16 protein-coding genes are annotated in these 14,937 nt (G+C 72.9%); 11 read left to right on the plus strand and 5 right to left on the minus strand.

Annotation, left to right across the window (positions count from 1 at the left end; genetic code table 11):
• Positions 1–7: 7 nt before the first annotated feature.
• On the minus strand, positions 8–661 hold the full coding sequence (gene phoU / locus ABZU69_RS07815) for a phosphate signaling complex protein PhoU (protein ID WP_354963606.1): 654 nt from the start codon (positions 659–661) through the stop codon (positions 8–10).
• Positions 662–864: 203 nt separating this feature from the next.
• Between phoU and ABZU69_RS07820 the strand changes: the two genes are divergently transcribed.
• On the plus strand, positions 865–2,148 hold the full coding sequence (locus ABZU69_RS07820) for an ATP-binding protein (protein ID WP_354963607.1): 1,284 nt from the start codon (positions 865–867) through the stop codon (positions 2,146–2,148).
• A 23-nt stretch (positions 2,149–2,171) separates the two neighbouring features.
• Positions 2,172–2,855 (plus strand): response regulator transcription factor, encoded by a 684-nt coding sequence (locus tag ABZU69_RS07825; RefSeq protein WP_074314832.1) that lies wholly within the window; start codon positions 2,172–2,174, stop codon positions 2,853–2,855.
• A gap of 253 nt (positions 2,856–3,108) precedes the next feature.
• Here ABZU69_RS07825 and ABZU69_RS07830 read toward each other — a convergent pair whose 3' ends face one another.
• Entirely contained in the window at positions 3,109–3,906 is a 798-nt protein-coding gene (locus tag ABZU69_RS07830; protein WP_354963670.1) for a hypothetical protein, read from the minus strand.
• A gap of 80 nt (positions 3,907–3,986) precedes the next feature.
• Between ABZU69_RS07830 and ABZU69_RS07835 the strand changes: the two genes are divergently transcribed.
• Together ABZU69_RS07835 and ABZU69_RS07840 are read left to right on the plus strand one after the other, a co-directional pair.
• Complete coding sequence (locus ABZU69_RS07835) at positions 3,987–4,931, plus strand: Ppx/GppA phosphatase family protein (RefSeq protein WP_354963608.1); 945 nt, start codon at positions 3,987–3,989, stop codon at positions 4,929–4,931.
• 76 nt (positions 4,932–5,007) lie between these two features.
• The gene (locus ABZU69_RS07840; protein ID WP_354963609.1) at positions 5,008–5,814 is read left to right on the plus strand and encodes a sugar phosphate isomerase/epimerase; all 807 of its coding nucleotides are present in this window, start codon (positions 5,008–5,010) and stop codon (positions 5,812–5,814) included.
• A 38-nt stretch (positions 5,815–5,852) separates the two neighbouring features.
• On the opposite strand, the gene ABZU69_RS07845 is transcribed toward ABZU69_RS07840, so the two are convergent.
• The 3 genes from ABZU69_RS07845 to ABZU69_RS07855 are packed head-to-tail and all read right to left on the minus strand — an operon-like array spanning position 5,853 to position 7,900.
• Positions 5,853–6,440 (minus strand): CGNR zinc finger domain-containing protein, encoded by a 588-nt coding sequence (locus ABZU69_RS07845; protein WP_354963610.1) that lies wholly within the window; start codon positions 6,438–6,440, stop codon positions 5,853–5,855.
• A 19-nt stretch (positions 6,441–6,459) separates the two neighbouring features.
• Positions 6,460–7,626 carry a glutathionylspermidine synthase family protein gene (locus ABZU69_RS07850; protein WP_354963611.1) on the minus strand — a complete coding sequence of 389 codons (1,167 nt, stop codon included), beginning with the start codon at positions 7,624–7,626 and terminating at the stop codon, positions 6,460–6,462.
• Position 7,627: 1 nt separating this feature from the next.
• On the minus strand, positions 7,628–7,900 hold the full coding sequence (locus ABZU69_RS07855; RefSeq protein ID WP_354963612.1) for a hypothetical protein: 273 nt from the start codon (positions 7,898–7,900) through the stop codon (positions 7,628–7,630).
• 85 nt (positions 7,901–7,985) lie between these two features.
• Here ABZU69_RS07855 and ABZU69_RS07860 point away from each other — a divergent pair, with 85 nt between their 5' ends.
• The 7 genes from ABZU69_RS07860 to ABZU69_RS07890 are packed head-to-tail and all read left to right on the plus strand — an operon-like array spanning position 7,986 to position 14,732.
• Positions 7,986–8,906 carry a proline dehydrogenase family protein gene (locus ABZU69_RS07860; RefSeq protein ID WP_354963613.1) on the plus strand — a complete coding sequence of 307 codons (921 nt, stop codon included), beginning with the start codon at positions 7,986–7,988 and terminating at the stop codon, positions 8,904–8,906.
• A gap of 52 nt (positions 8,907–8,958) precedes the next feature.
• A complete protein-coding gene (locus tag ABZU69_RS07865) occupies positions 8,959–9,759 on the plus strand; it encodes an alpha/beta hydrolase (protein ID WP_354963614.1) in 801 nt (266 codons plus the stop codon).
• 21 nt (positions 9,760–9,780) lie between these two features.
• Complete coding sequence (locus tag ABZU69_RS07870; RefSeq protein WP_354963615.1) at positions 9,781–9,909, plus strand: hypothetical protein; 129 nt, start codon at positions 9,781–9,783, stop codon at positions 9,907–9,909.
• A complete protein-coding gene (locus tag ABZU69_RS07875) occupies positions 9,906–11,195 on the plus strand; it encodes a hypothetical protein (RefSeq protein WP_354963616.1) in 1,290 nt (429 codons plus the stop codon). The genes ABZU69_RS07870 and ABZU69_RS07875 overlap by 4 nt, the downstream gene beginning before the upstream one ends.
• A 41-nt stretch (positions 11,196–11,236) precedes the next feature.
• Positions 11,237–12,628 (plus strand): efflux RND transporter periplasmic adaptor subunit, encoded by a 1,392-nt coding sequence (locus ABZU69_RS07880; protein ID WP_354963617.1) that lies wholly within the window; start codon positions 11,237–11,239, stop codon positions 12,626–12,628.
• Positions 12,625–13,551: an ABC transporter ATP-binding protein gene (locus ABZU69_RS07885; protein WP_354963618.1), complete on the plus strand. Its 927-nt coding sequence runs from the start codon at positions 12,625–12,627 to the stop codon at positions 13,549–13,551. The genes ABZU69_RS07880 and ABZU69_RS07885 overlap by 4 nt, the downstream gene beginning before the upstream one ends.
• The gene (locus ABZU69_RS07890; RefSeq protein WP_354963619.1) at positions 13,548–14,732 is read left to right on the plus strand and encodes an ABC transporter permease; all 1,185 of its coding nucleotides are present in this window, start codon (positions 13,548–13,550) and stop codon (positions 14,730–14,732) included. Before ABZU69_RS07885 ends, ABZU69_RS07890 begins: the two co-directional genes overlap by 4 nt.
• Positions 14,733–14,937 lie beyond the last annotated feature (205 nt).

The following is a 14,937-nucleotide window of genomic DNA, read 5'->3' on the forward strand; positions in this document are numbered from 1 at the left end:
TTGCACGTCAGCTGGCGGTGGGGGCGGTCTCCCCGGTGATCAGGTAGACCACGTGCTCACCGGCGTTGACCGCGTGGTCGGCGAAGCGCTCGTAGAAGCGGCCGAGCAACGTGGCGTCGATAGCGGTCTCCACCCCGTACGGCCAGTCGTCGCCGAGCAGCATGGCGAACAGGTTCTTGTGCAGCTCGTCCATCGCGTCGTCGTCGCGGTCCAGCTCGCCGGCGAGGTCGGCGTCGGGCTTCGCCAGCACCGAGCCGATCTTCACCGCCATCCGGTCGGCGATGTCCGACATCTCGGTGAAGATCGTCCGCAGCTCCGCCGGTACGGCGGGCGAGGGGTGCCGGCGCAGCGCGGTCTTCGCCACGTGGTCGGCGAGGTCGCCCATCCGCTCCAGGTCGGCGGCCACGTGCAGTGCGGTGATCATGGCTCGCAGGTCGGAGGCGACCGGCGCCTGCCGGGCGAGCAGGTCACAGACCCTCTCCTCGACGTGCCGGTAGAGGTCGTCGATCTCGGCGTCCCGCTCGATGACCGTCTCGGCGGCCTGCCGGTCGGCGGTGAGCAGGGCCCGGGTGGCCTGGCGCATGGCGGCGCGGACGCCCTCCGCCATGTCCACCAGTAGTTGGCTGACGATCTGGAGATCGGCCCGGAACTCGTCGCGCATCATCACGTCCTGTGGTCGGTCGCCGCCGACGGGTGTCGGCGCAGGGGTTGAGCAGGTGCGCCGCCAACGGTAGGTGGCGCGGGCGGACCGTTGATGAACCCCGGTGAACGACGCCAGACGCGGGGGTGAACATTCGCGAAAGTGAGGGTGGTTCGTCCTGGTCTGTGTGGTAGCCAGGTTAACAATGACCCTACGATCGCCGGGTGGAGTGGGCGGTGGCGGTCGTGGTGGCCGTGGCGTTGGTGGCCGGGTTGGCCGCCGGTTTCCTGCTGTCCCGGTTCCTGCCGGCGCGGGAGGGCCTCTCCACGTCGACGGGGGGCGCAGGCTCCCGCTGGAGCAGGGGGAGGCCCGCGATAGCCGACGAGCAGCAGACCGGGCTCGGCCGCCGGACGATCGACTCGCTCCGGGCCGGTGTCGTGGTGCTGGACAACGACGACGTGCCCGTGCTGATCAACCCGGCCGCCCGCGCGATGGGTCTGCTGCGCACCGGCAGCACCCCGGGCTCGATAGCCGCACACCCGCTGATCCGTACCCTCGCTGGCCAGGTGCGGCGCACCGGGGTGCGGCGCGAGATCGAGCTGGACCTGCCCCGGGGTCGCGACAGCGCCGGGGAGAACCCGCTCGGCGTGCACCTGCGGGCGATGGGTCTCGGCAACGGCTTCATCGCCGTGGAGGCGGTCGACGTGACCGAGTCGCACCGACTGACGCGGGTGCGACGTGACTTCGTGGCCAACGTGAGCCACGAGCTCAAGACACCGATCGGGGCGCTTCAACTGCTTGCCGAGGCGTTGCTCGACGCCACCGAGCCGGCCGAGGCCGCGGCACCCGACCTCTCCGAGGACCTGGTCGCCGCCCGCCGGTTCGCCGAACGGATCCAGCACGAGTCGACCCGGCTGGGTCGGCTGGTGCAGGAGTTGCTGGAGCTGACCCGGTTGCAGGGCGCCGAGCCGCAGCCGCCGGCGGAACCGGTGGCGCTGGACTGGGTGATCGCCGAGGTGGTCGACCGGACCCGCACCACGGCCTCCGCCCGGGGCGTCGAGGTGTCGGTGACCGGGGAGCGCGGCCTCACCGCGTACGGCAGCGACACCCAACTCGCCACCGCGGTGGCGAATCTGGTGGAGAACGCCATCAACTACTCGGGTGCGGACACCACGGTCCAGGTCGCCATCCACGGCGACGACGAGCACATCGAGATCGCCGTCGCCGACCAGGGCATCGGCATCGCCCCGACGGACGTGGACCGGATCTTCGAGCGGTTCTACCGGGCCGACCAGGCCCGCTCGCGTGCCACCGGCGGCACCGGGCTCGGCCTGGCCATCGTCAAACACATCGCGAGCAACCATGGCGGACGGGTGGAGGTGTCGAGCACTCTTGGTGGTGGATCGACGTTCACCCTCCGGCTGCCCGCCCGTCCACCGGACGACCTGCTGGCGACACTGCCGCCGGCTGGGATCGAGGCCGGTCCGGCCGAGCTACGGCAGGTCTGACAGCAATGGAAAGGAAATCCCCGTTGAGCCGCGTTCTGGTGGTCGAGGACGAGGAGTCGTTCTCCGACGCCCTGTCGTACATGCTCCGCAAGGAGGGCTTTGAGGTTTCGGTCGCCGCGACCGGCACCGACGCCCTCACCGAGTTCGACCGAACCGGCGCCGACATCGTGCTGCTCGACCTGATGTTGCCGGAGATGTCGGGGACCGAGGTCTGCCGCCAGCTCCGGCAGCGGTCGGCCGTTCCGATCATCATGGTCACCGCCCGCGACAGCGAGATCGACAAGGTCGTCGGCCTGGAGATCGGCGCCGACGACTACGTCACCAAGCCGTACTCGCCCCGCGAGCTGGTGGCCCGGATCCGGGCGGTGCTGCGCCGGCAGAGCCCGGAGGTGGCCGACTCGGGTGCCCCCACCCTGGCCGCCGGGCCGGTGCGGATGGACATCGAGCGGCACGTGGTGACCGTCGACGGTGGTGCCGTGCAGCTGCCGCTCAAGGAGTTCGAGCTGCTGGAGCTGCTGCTCCGCAACGCCGGCCGGGTGCTGACCCGGGGTCAGCTCATCGACCGGGTCTGGGGCGCCGACTACGTCGGTGACACCAAGACGCTGGACGTGCACGTCAAGCGGCTGCGGTCCAAGATCGAGCCGGAGCCGTCCGCGCCGCGCTTCATCGTCACCGTCCGGGGCCTGGGCTACAAGTTCGAGCCGTGATCGGCGTACCCGAAAGGGCCCGCGCTCGGTGGGGCCAGACCGGCCGGGGAGATCACCCTCCCCACCTGTAGAGCTGCCCCAGATGTGGGACCGCCCAACCCCCCGAGAGCCGCCCGGCAGCCACCAACCGCGCGGCTCTCGGTGAGGCTTGACGGGCCCGCGGCGCGACGCGCGGTCAGCCCCACATGTGGGGCAGGTCGACAGGGCCCACGGGGTACGGACGCCAGACCAGCCACGTCCAGGGCGATGCCGGTCAGACCTCGTCGGCGGGGTGCGGGGCGACCAGGCCCTGCTTCGTTCGGGCCGCGCACAGCTCGGCCAGCCGCTCGTACGCGGCCGCGCCAATCAGCGCCGTCAACTCGGGCCCGTACGACAGGTACATCGGCTCGGCGCCGACGTGCGCGTCCGTCGAGGAGGTGCACCACCAGTCCAGGTCGTGCCCGCCGGCACCCCAGCCCCGCCGGTCGAACTCGGACAGGGTGGAGACCAGCACCTTGCTATTGTCCGGACGCTTGACCCAGTCCTGGTCCCGTCGGATCGGCAGCTGCCAGCAGACGTCCGGCTTGTACTCCAGTGGGTGCACGCCGTCGCGCAGCGCCTGGGCGTGCAGCGCGCAGCCACCCCCGCCAGCGAAATCGGCGTCGTTGAGGAAGACGCACGGACCGTCGGGACCCTGGGTCGCGGTCCGGCGGGCCGGGTTCTTGCCGTCGATGGTGTCGTTGTCGGTCCAGTTCTTGAACCCTCGCCGGAAGTGCTGCCAGGTCGACGGGGTGAGCGTCTTGACAGCGTTGCGGACCCGCTTCTCGTCGTCCGAGTCGGTGAAGAACGCCCCGTGCGAGCAGCAGCCGTCGGCGGACCGGCCGGCGATGATGCCGTGGCAGCCCCGGCCGAAGATGCAGGTCCAGCGGGAGAGCAACCAGGTCAGGTCGGCCCGGATCAGGTGGGCCTCGTCCGCGGGGTCGGCGAACTCGATCCACTCCCGGGGAAAGTCCAGCGGCACCTCGCGGCTGCGCGGGTCACCCGGATCGTCCACCACTACGCGGAGCTCCATCGTCACCCGGCCCAGCGTACGCGCGGTCCCCTCTGCGGGCCGGCGAGCCGCGCAAACGTCTTGCACCTAGGGTCTTCACCATGCGACTGGGTGTCCTCGACGTCGGATCCAACACGGTGCACCTGTTGGTGGTGGACGCGCACCACGGCGCGCACCCGTGGCCGGCGCACTCGGAGAAGGTGGTGCTCCGGCTGGCCGAGCAGATCGGCCCCGACGGAGCGTTGACCGACGCGGGCGCGGACGGTCTGGTCAAGGCGGTCGGCATGTCGAAGGCGGCGGCCGCCGGGCTGGAGGCCGACGACCTGATCGCGTTCGCCACCTCCGCGGTGCGTGACGCCACCAACGCCGCCGAGGTGCTGGCGCGGGTCCGCGACGAGACCGGCGTACGGCTGGCGGTGCTCTCCGGGGCGGACGAGGCGCGGATGACCTTCCTGGCGGTGCGGCGCTGGTTCGGCTGGTCGGCCGGTCGGCTGCTGGTGCTGGACATCGGCGGCGGCTCGCTGGAGATCGCCGCCGGGATCGACGAGGACCCGACCGTCGCGGTCTCGCTGCCACTCGGCGCCGGCCGACTGACCCGGGAGCGGTTGCAGGTCGACCCGGCGAGCGCGGCGCCGCCGTCCGCGGAGGCCGTCGACAAGCTGCGGGAGTACGTGGACGGCCGGCTGGACAAGGTGGTCGACCAGATGACCGGCGTCGGCTGGGACCGGGCGGTGGGCACCTCGAAGACGTTCCGCACCCTTGCCCGGCTGGCCGGGGCGGCGCCGTCCGGGGCCGGGCTCTGGGCGCGGCGCAGCCTGACCCGCGCCGGGTTGCGGCAGGTCATCGGCTTCATCCGGCACATCCCGCCGGCCCAACTGATGGAGCTGGAAGGGGTCAGTACGGGCCGGGCCCATCAGTTGCTGGCCGGCGCGGTGGTCGCCGAGGCGGTCATGCGCCGTCTGGATCTGGAGTCGTTGGACATCTGCCCCTGGGCGCTGCGCGAGGGGGTCATCCTCCGCCGGCTCGATCAACTCGCACCGATGTGACCGGGGCGGGCGGTAACGGGTGGTTTGCCGGCGCTCGTCACGATGGCGACGACGCAGCCGGGCTACCCTGGCTGATGTGACTTCCCGCGTTCCGGTGCTCCTGTCCAGCTCGTCGGTCTTCCCCGAGCCGACCGCGGCGGCGTTCCAGCTGGCCGCGGCGCTCGGCTACGACGGGGTCGAGGTGATGGTCTGGACCGACGTCGTCAGTCAGGACGCGGGCGCGCTGCGCGGTCTCTCCGCCCACTACGACGTGCCGGTGCTCTCGGTGCACGCACCCTGCCTGCTGGTCACCCAGAGGGTGTGGAGCCCCGACCCATGGGAGCGGCTGCGCAAGGCCGCCGAGCTGGCCGAAACGCTGGAGGCACCGACCGTCGTGGTGCACCCACCGTTCACCTGGCAGCGCGACTACGCGCGCCGGTTCACCGAGGGGCTCGCCGAGGTGGAGGACCGGTTCACCGGGCTGCGCTTCGCGGTGGAGAACATGTACCCGGTGCGGATGGCGGGCCGGCGGTTCGTCCCGTACGTGCCCGGCTGGGATCCGACCGACACCGGGTACCCGTCGTACACCCTGGATCTGTCGCACTGCGCGGCGTCGCACAGCGACCCGCTGGAGATGGCCGACCGGATGGGCGCCGGGCTGGCCCACGTGCACCTCGGCGACGGCACCGGTGAGGGTCGCGACGAGCACCTGGTGCCCGGGCGCGGCACCCAACCCTGCGGGGAGCTGCTCTCCTCGCTGGCCGGGCGGGGCTTCTCCGGAGCAGTGGCGGTGGAGGTGGCGACCCGGGGCGCGAAGAGCCGGGCGGTGCGCGAGGCGGACCTGCGCGCCGCGTTGGAGTTCGCCCGCCAGCACCTGACCGCGCCGTCTCCGGTCGACGCCTGACCCCCGACGGGGACGTCAGGGCGTCGACCGGGACGACGTCAGCTGACCGGGGTGAGCGAGTCGGCGCCCGCCGTCGGCTGCGCGGCGACCGTCAGCTGCTCGCCGACCGCGGCCCGCTTGCGGGCCCGGTGCGCCGCCACGTGCGAGCGGGTGGCGCAGCGCTCGGAGCAGAACCGCCGGCAGCAGTTGGACGACGTGTCCAGGTAGACGTTGCCGCACCGCTCGTCGGCGCAGACGCCGAACCGGGCGCTGCCGTACTCGCAGAGCCAGACCGACAGCCCCCAGACCGCGCCGGCCAGGTATTCGGCGCTGACCGAAGCGCCCCGGCTGGTCACGTGCATGTGCCAGTCGCTGGAGTCGTGCCCGGAGATGCGCGGCTGGACCGGGAACGCCTCGAGCAGCGCGTTCAGCTCCGTCACCGCGTGGGCGTCCCGCCCCGAAGTGCCGTACTCGAAGACGTCGCGCAACCGCTTCTGTGCCCGCCGGAAAATCGCGACATCCCGTTCCGCGACCTCGTCGCGCATCCAGGCGTTTTCGTCGGGGAAGAGGGCCCGCAGGTCGTCGAGGTCGTCCAGGCGGGCGTTGACCAGGTCAACGCCGGTCCGGGCGTACGCGTCGAAGTTCACGCCCCCAACCGTAGACGACTCACGGGGTGCGCGGCGCGTCGATGTAGTGCGGCAGAAACCGCGCGTAGCCGTCGGTGATCAGACTCGCGCTCTCCCGCACCCCCACGCCCGCCGATTCGCCGTCGACGATCCAGCTGCCCAACACCATCCGGTTGCCGTCGAACTGCGGCAACGCCCGGAATTCCTGGTAGCACCAGCCCTCGTCGCCGTAGATCCCCGGGTTGGTGATCTCCTGCTCGGCGGTGACGATGCGTACCGAGCCGCCCTCCCGGCCCAGCAGCGGCTTGGCCACGTACTCCGGCATGTCACGCGGCGAGTCGAGGTACGCCGGCAGCAGGTACTCGTGGCCGGGGTACAGCTCCCACAGGACCGCGAGCAGCGCCTTGTTGGACAGCAGCAGCTTCCAGGCCGGCTCGATCCAGGTGGTCGGGGTGCCCGGGGCCAGCGCGGGCGGCCCGTACGGCTCGGCCAGCATCCACTCCCACGGGTAGAGCTTGAAGCAGGTGGTCACCGGGCGGCCGGTGGAGTCGACGAAGCGCCGGCCGTCCCAGCCGATCTCCTGGATGGGCTGTAGCTCCACGGTCAGGCCGGCCTGCCGGGCGGTCTCGGCCAGGTAGCCGGCGGTCATGTGGTCCTCGCCCGACTCCTCCTCGTTCGACCAGAGCACGTGCACCCGGGGGTCGTGCAGCCCGGCCCCGATCTTCGCCCAGGCGCCGACCAGCCGCTCGTGCAGGCTGTTCCACTGGTCCAGCTCCGGCCGGGTCTGCTCCAGCCAGTACCACTGGATGATGCTCGCCTCGACCAGCGCGGTCGGGGTGTCCGCGTTGTACTCCAGCAGCTTCGGCGGCCAGACGCCGTCGTAGGCGAGGTCGAACCGCCCGTAGAGGGTGGGCGGCGCCTCGCGCAGCGAACGGGCCACCGCCTCGGCCGCCCACTCCGGGATGCCGAACTCGGCGTACCGGTGCTGGGCCACCACGTGCTCGGCGGCAACCACCGACATCCGGTGCAGCTCCTCGGTGGCCTCCTCCAGCCGCAGCACCTCATCCAGGTCGAAGGCGTACGCGGCGGTCTCGTCCCAGTACGACATGACGCCGCCGTCGGGCAGCTCGGTGTCGACGTAGACCAGCCCCTGAGCCCGGATGGTGGCGTCCCAGTCGGGTCGTGGCGTGACCTGGTCGCGGCGCACCTCAGCCGCCGCAGGCGGCGAGGTGGGTGCCGAACCCGCCGCGCTCGGGCAGGGCCGCGGCCGTCGGCTCGGGGGCGGCGCGGCCGACGCCCGGGTCGGCGACCCGCATCGCGAGCGCGACCGTGTCGCCGCCGCCGACCGGCCCGAGGGCGCAGTCGTCGTCATCATCGTCGTCCGAGGTCATGTTGCAGCCGGAGAGGGCGAGCGCGAGAGCGGTGAGCGCGCCGAGCTGCACGGAGGCCGACCGGAGCCGGCGGCGGGGGCGTTGGTCCACGGCATCGTTGTAGCCGATCGACGCCACCGCCGCAGCCCCGGCCGCCCCTCGGCGGGGGCTCTGGCAGGGGCGTTACGCTCGGCTCATGCTCCGTTCCGTCATCCTCGCCGCCTCCCGGTCATCCCAGGTCGAGCGGCTCGTCGCGACCGCCCCGTTCACCCGGGACGTCGTCCGCCGGTTCGTCGCCGGCGCCGCCACCGACGACGCGTTGCGCGCGACCCGCGGCCTCGTCGACGACGGCCTGGCGGTCACCCTCGACCACCTCGGTGAGGACACCGTCCGTCCCGAGCAGGCCACCGCCACCCGGGACGAATACCTGAAGCTGCTGAAGATGCTCGGTGCCGCCGGGCTGACCCCGGCCGCCGAGGTGAGCGTGAAGCTGTCCGCCCTCGGCCAGATGATCGACGAGCAGCTGGCGTACGACAACGCGCGGGCGATCTGCGCGGCCGCCGACGCGGCGGGCACCACGGTCACCCTGGACATGGAGGACCACACCACCACCGACTCGACGTTGGAGGTGCTGGAGAAGCTGCGCAAGGACTTCCCGTCGACGGGCGCGGTGCTCCAGGCGTACCTGCGCCGCACCGAGTCGGACTGCCGGGAGCTGTCCTCGGCCGGGTCGCGGGTGCGGCTGTGCAAGGGCGCCTACAAGGAGCCGGAGTCGGTGGCGTACCAGTCGGCCCGCGAGGTGGACAAGTCCTACGTCCGCTGCATGAACATCCTGATGTCCGGCGACGGCTACCCGATGCTGGCCACCCACGACCCTCGCATGATCGCCATCGGCGAGGACCGGGCCCGGTGGTTCGACCGGGGGCCGGAGCGCTTCGAGTTCCAGATGCTCTACGGCATCCGCCCCGAGGAGCAGGCCCGGCTGGCCGGCGAGGGCTACACCGTGCGCACCTACGTCCCGTACGGCGACGAGTGGTACGGCTACCTGATGCGCCGGCTCGCCGAGCGCCCGGCCAATCTGGTCTTCTTCGGCCGGGCCCTGATCTCGAAGAAGTAGTCCGCACGCGTATCCGGGTCGACGGTCGTGGCTAATAGGGTTAGCTACGGCTATGACAACCAGCCAGGTGCGGCGGGACGGCGGCCACATCGCGTACGAGGTGCACGGCGAGGGCCCGTTGGTCGTCCTCTCGCACGGCATGGGCGAGAACCGGGCGAGCTTCCGGCACCTGGCGCCGCTGCTGGTCGCGGCCGGCCACCGGGTCGCCTCGGTCGACGTTCGGGGGCACGGGGAGTCCAGCGTCGGCTGGCCCACGTACGCCCCGGCCGAGGTCGGCGCCGACCTGCTGGCCGTGGTCTGCGACCTCGGCGCCGGGCCGGCGGTGCTGGTCGGCAGCTCGTCCAGCGCGGCGGCGGTGGTCTTCGCCGCGACCGACGCGCCCGAGCTGGTCTCCGGCATCGTGCAGATCGGCGCGTTCGTCGGTCAGCAGAAGCCCAACCCGGGGATGCGGGTGGCGCTGGCGGTGGTGCTGCGCAGCCCTCGACTGTTCGGGATGTTCCACAAGACGCTCTTCCCGGTGCACCGGCCCGCCGACGACGTGGCGTACCGCCGATCGATGGTGGCCAACCTGCGCGAGCCCGGCCGGATGGCCGCGGCGCGTCGGGTGGTCGTGCCGGTCGAGCCGCACTGGACCGCCCGCGCCCCGCAGGTCCGGCAACCGGTGCTGGTGCTGATGGGCGCCAAGGACCCGGACTTTCCCGACCCCGGTGCGGAGGCGCGGGCGGCCCGCCGGCTGTTCCGCACCGCCGAGGCCCGGATGATCGAGGAGTCCGGGCACTACCCGCACGCCGACCGACCGCAGCGCACCGCCGACGAGCTTCTCGGGTTCCTGGCGGTGTGCATCGGTGCCTAGGTCGGCCTCAACCAGCAGACCGTGTCGCTGAAGGCTGCGGGCGGCTTCGGCCTGTCCCGAGGGGTGGACCTCTCGTACCAACAACTGGTCGCCAACCTCGGCGTCTCGTTCCGTTCCTGGCCGCGCGCTCGCGTACCCTTCGCCGGGTGACCGACGGGGTGCATCAGCCATCACTGCGACGGCTCTGGCCACTGTGGACAGCGCTCGTGGTGTTAGTCCTCCTGCTGGGCTGCGGCCTGCCGACGGTGCTGCTGGTCGGCGTGGTGCGCGAGTCCGGGGACCGGGCCGTCGTCGGCCGGGTCGGCACGTCGGCTCCCGACGATCCCGCCACCGCGGTCGCCCGAGGACTGGGCGACCGGATGACCGCCCAGCTCAGACGGCAGTCCACCGCGCTGCTCGGCGGGGACCGGGCCGGCTTCCTCGCCGTCGCCGAGCCCGCCGTGCAGGCCGACCTGCGCCGCCGCTTCGCCGCGCTGCGCGCGCTCAAGGTCACCGTCTGGCGGGCCGAACCGAGCGGCCTGCCGGCACCGGTCGTCGGCAAACCGGGTGAGTGGCGGCTGCTGGTGCGCTTCCAGTACTGCTTCGTGGTTCCCGGCTGCCGCCCCAGCCCGGTGCTGATCGGCACCCGCTGGCGGGAGAACGGCGCCCAGCCCCTGCTGGTCGCCATGGAGGAGTCCAAGTCGGCGGAGACCGGCACCCGACCCTGGGAGATCAGTGACCTGGCCGTGGCGATCGGCCCGCGGACCATCGTGGCCACCACCCCGGCGCTGCGCGGCAGGTTGCCCGGCCTGCTCGCGCAGGCCGAGGCGGCGGCCACGGTCGCCGACGGGTACGTGGTGACCGGGTCGCCACCGGACCGGTACCGGATCTTCTACGCCGGGCGTAGCGAGTGGCAGAGCTGGTACGGCGGAGGCCGGCCACAGTGGACCGGCGGCTACGCGGTGACGGTGGGCGGCGGACACCACGAGGTGGTGCTCAACGCCGACGGGCTGCCGAGCAGCGGCGCCGACGACCTGCTGCGGCACGAGCTGACCCACGCCGCGTCGCTGCCGGAGCGCGGCTACCCGGGCAAGACGACCTGGTGGCTGGTGGAGGGGCTGGCCGAGTACGCGGGCGCGGGTGGCCAGCCGGTCGACCGGTACGAGGGACTCGCCCAGGTGCGCAAGCTGGTCCGGAGCAGCTGGGACGGCCGGCTGGAGGGCATCACCCCCGCCGACGACGCCTCCGCGGACCGGGTCGGTGGCAGCTACGGCGTCGGCTACCTGGCCGTCCGGCATCTCGTCGACCGGTACGGGCCGCAGCGGCTGCTCGCCTTCTTCGAGGCCGTGGTGCACGGGCGCAAGGCGTTCGAGGACGCCGCCGAGCAGGCGTTCGGCGAGCAGTGGTCGACGTTGCACGACGAGTGCGTGGCGTACGTCCGCGCCGCCGCCGCCTGACGGCCCGTGGGGGTCGTGGCGGTGAGCCGTACGATCGATGGGTGCGCCGCACCCAGTCGCCGCGGCCTACCCACGTCACGCGGCCCCGCCTGCTCACCGCCCTGACCGCCGTCGCCGTCCTCACCGCCACCACCGCCGCCTCGTGCGGCGACGACCGGCCGGCCGTCACGCTCGCCTCGGTCGCTCGCAACCCGGTCACCGAGGTGATCGACGCACCGGCGACGGTGACCGCCCGCGCCGCCGCCACCCTGACCGCCCCCGCCGACGGCACCCTGGCCAGCCTCCGCGTCGAGCCGGGACAGCGGGTGAAGCGGGGCCAGGTGCTCGCCGTGGTCGATTCACCCTCCGCGCAGCAGCGGTTCCGCCAGGCGAAGGAGGCGCTCACCGCCGCGAAGCGAGCCGGCCGGGGCGTCTCCACCGGCGACCTGGCCGGCAGCCGGCGCGGCACCGACAAGGCCGCCGACGAGGCGTTCGACGCGGCGCGCAAGGCCGCCGAGAAGATCTCCGACCCGCAGCTGCGGGACGCGCTGCTGACCCAGGTGACCTCCGCCCAACGGCAGTACACCGCGGCCGCGCGCACCGCCGACCAGGCCGTCCGCGCGGTGCAGAGGGGGATCAGCGGGCTGAACTCGGCCGTCGGCGCGCTCTCCGCGGCGCAACGGTTGCAGGCCCAGCAGGCGTACGACCTGGCGAAGGCGACCGTCGACGCGCTGACCCTGCGCGCCCCGATCGCCGGGGTGGTGCAGCCGGGCGGCACCCGGGCCGGCGGTGGCCCGGCCGGTGGCCTCGCCGGGTTGCTCGAGCAGGCCGGTGCCGCCCAGGCGGCCGGGATCGACCCGTCGGCGCTGGCCCCCAACCAGGGCGGGCCGCCCGCGGGCGTGGATGACGCGGTCGCGGTGGGCGGCCGGGTCGCCGCCGGCACGCCCGTGCTCACCGTGGTGGACACCGGGCAGCTGGGGCTGCTGGCCGAGGTGGACGAGACCGACGTGCTGCTGGTCAGGGCCGGCGTGACCGCGACGGTCGAGCTGGACGCCGTCACCGGCGCCAGTTACGACGCCGCGGTCCGCTCGGTCGACGTGCTCCCCACCAACTCCGCCCAGGGCGGTGTCACCTACCGGGTCCGCCTGGCGTTGGGCACCGGAAAGCTGGCTGAGGACGAGCTGGCCCCGACGCCGCGCCCCGGCATGAACGCGATCGTCCACCTGCGGGTGCGCGAGGCCGCCGACGCGGTGACCGTCCCCGCCTCGGCGGTGTTCTCCGCCGACGGCCGGGACGCCGTCTGGGTCGTCCGCGACGGAAAGGCGGACCGGGCACCGGTGACCGTCGGCGTCCAGGGATCGGACCTGGTGCAGATCCTCGACGGTGTGCAGGCCGGCGACCGGGTCGTGGTGCGCGGTGCCGACCAGGTCCGCGACGGCCAGGAGGTGCGGTGACCGGCTCCCCGCCGGCAATCGAGGCGGTGGACGTTTCCCGGACGTACCAGCTGGACGGGGTGTCGGTCGAGGCGCTGCGCGGCGTGTCGCTGGTCGTGCAGCCGGGTGACCACGTGGCGCTGGTCGGGCCGTCCGGGTCGGGCAAGTCCACCCTCATGCACCTCCTCGGCGGGCTCGACCGGCCCACCGGCGGCCGGCTGGTGATCGGCGGCCGGGACGTCAACGCCCTGTCTCCGCCGGAGATGGCCACCCTGCGCAACGAGACGATCGGCTTCGTCTTCCAAGCGTTCCACCTGCTGCCGCGTACCTCGGCGGTGGAGAACGTGGCGCTGCCACTGGTCTACCGGGGCGTGCCGGCCCGCCAGCGCCGGGAGCGGGCTGCGGCGATGCTCGGCCGGGTCGGCCTCGGGCACCGGCTGGACCACCGGCCCAACCAGATGTCCGGCGGTGAGCAGCAGCGGGTGGCGATCGCCCGCGCGCTGGTCACCGAGCCGACGGTGCTGCTGGCCGACGAACCCACCGGCAACCTGGACAGCGTCACGGGCGCCGCGGTGCTGGAGCTGCTGGAACAACTGAACGCCGAGTCCGGGGTGGCGCTGGTGATGGTCACCCATGACCAGGAGGTCGCGGCCCGGGCCCGCCGCCGGATCACCATGCGCGACGGCGTGGTGGTGGCGGACAGCGCGGCCGACGACGACCCCACCCACCTGCATGATCGACCGCTGTCCGTTGATCATGGTCGACCTGCGACACTGGTCCCCGCTCCCAGCGCGGAGCCCCGGTCCGTGTCCGGAAGCGGCCCGGGGCACCCGTCCGGTGGCTCTGGTGGCGCCGCCGGAGCCACCGGGCGCCTTCCGCGCCCGGCTAACGGCCGTGGGACCGACGACGCCGCCGCGGTGACCGGCGACGGGAGCGAGTCGTGAGGGTCGCCGAGGCGTGGCGGGTGGCGCTGGACGCGTTACGGGCCAACCGGCTGCGCAGTGCGCTGACCATGCTCGGGGTGATCATCGGGGTGGCCTCGGTGGTGCTGCTGGTGGCCATCGGCACCGGCACCAAACAGAAGGTGGAGCAGCAGGTCGAGGGGCTCGGCTCCAACCTGCTGCTGGTCGTCCCCGGCCGGATCGAGGTGGGGACCGCGCCGGTGGTCTCGCCGCTCACGCTCAAGGACGTGGACGCGGTCACCCGGGTGGTCGGCGATCCCGATCGGGTGGCGGTCACCATCGCCTCCGGGGCGACCGCGCGGGCCGGCGCCCGCTCCGACTTCACCACCGTGCAGGGCGTACTGGAGACCACGCCGGAGGTGTTCACGCGGTCGCTGGCCCGGGGCCGCTACCTCACCGGCACGGACGTGGACACCAGCCGGCGGGTGGCGGTGCTCGGCGACTCGGTGGCCCGCGCTCTCTTCCCCGACCGGGACCCGCTCGGGCAGCAGGTGACGCTGGCCGGCGTGCGGTTCCGGGTCATCGGCGTCTTCGCGCCGCTCGGGCAGAGCCTCGGCGTCGACCGGGACGACGAGGTGCACGTGCCGGTGACCGCCGCGCAGCGGCTCTGGGGCACCCAGCGGGTGGACGGCATCGCGGTGAAGGCACCGGACCGGGAGCGCATCGACGAGCTGGGCGAACGGATCGTGGCCGAGCTCAGCCACCGGCATCCGGACACCGAGTTCAGTGCGGTCACCCAGCAGCAGATCCTCGGCGTGCTCGGCGACATCCTCGGTGTGCTCACCGGCGTGCTGGCGGCCATCGCCGGCATCTCGCTGCTCGTCGGCGGGGTGGGCGTCTCCAACATCATGCTAGTCAGCGTCCGGGAGCGGACACGGGAGATCGGGCTGCGCAAGGCCGTCGGTGCCCGCCCCCGTGACATCGGTGTGCAGTTCCTGTTGGAGGCGGTGCTGCTCACCACGATCGGTGGGCTGACCGGGATGGCGCTCGGCGTGGGTACCGCACTGCTGGTGGACGCGCTGTCACCGATCCCGGCGGCGATCACCTGGTGGTCGTTGGCGCTCGCCTTCGGCGTGTCGGCGGCCGTGGGCATCGTCTTCGGGGTGGTTCCCGCGCAGCGCGCCGGCCGGCTCGACCCGGTGGTCGCGCTGCGCGCGGAGTGAGCCACGACCACGCCGGGCTGCCGCAACCGGACGCCCGGCGCAGGCGGGGAGATACCGGGAGCGCGGACCGGGTGAACCGGCAACCAGAACATGATCAGTTGTACGAAGGGATCGCGCCGGTCACAGCCGCCCCGCTACCGTACTGGTAACACGCGCGTCGCCGGCCCGGCCCGGAGCATCCGTCGGGTTGGCACGCGCCGGGCAT

It is taken from the genome of Micromonospora sp. NPDC005206, assembly GCF_040608175.1.
In the GTDB taxonomy this organism is placed as follows: domain Bacteria; phylum Actinomycetota; class Actinomycetes; order Mycobacteriales; family Micromonosporaceae; genus Micromonospora.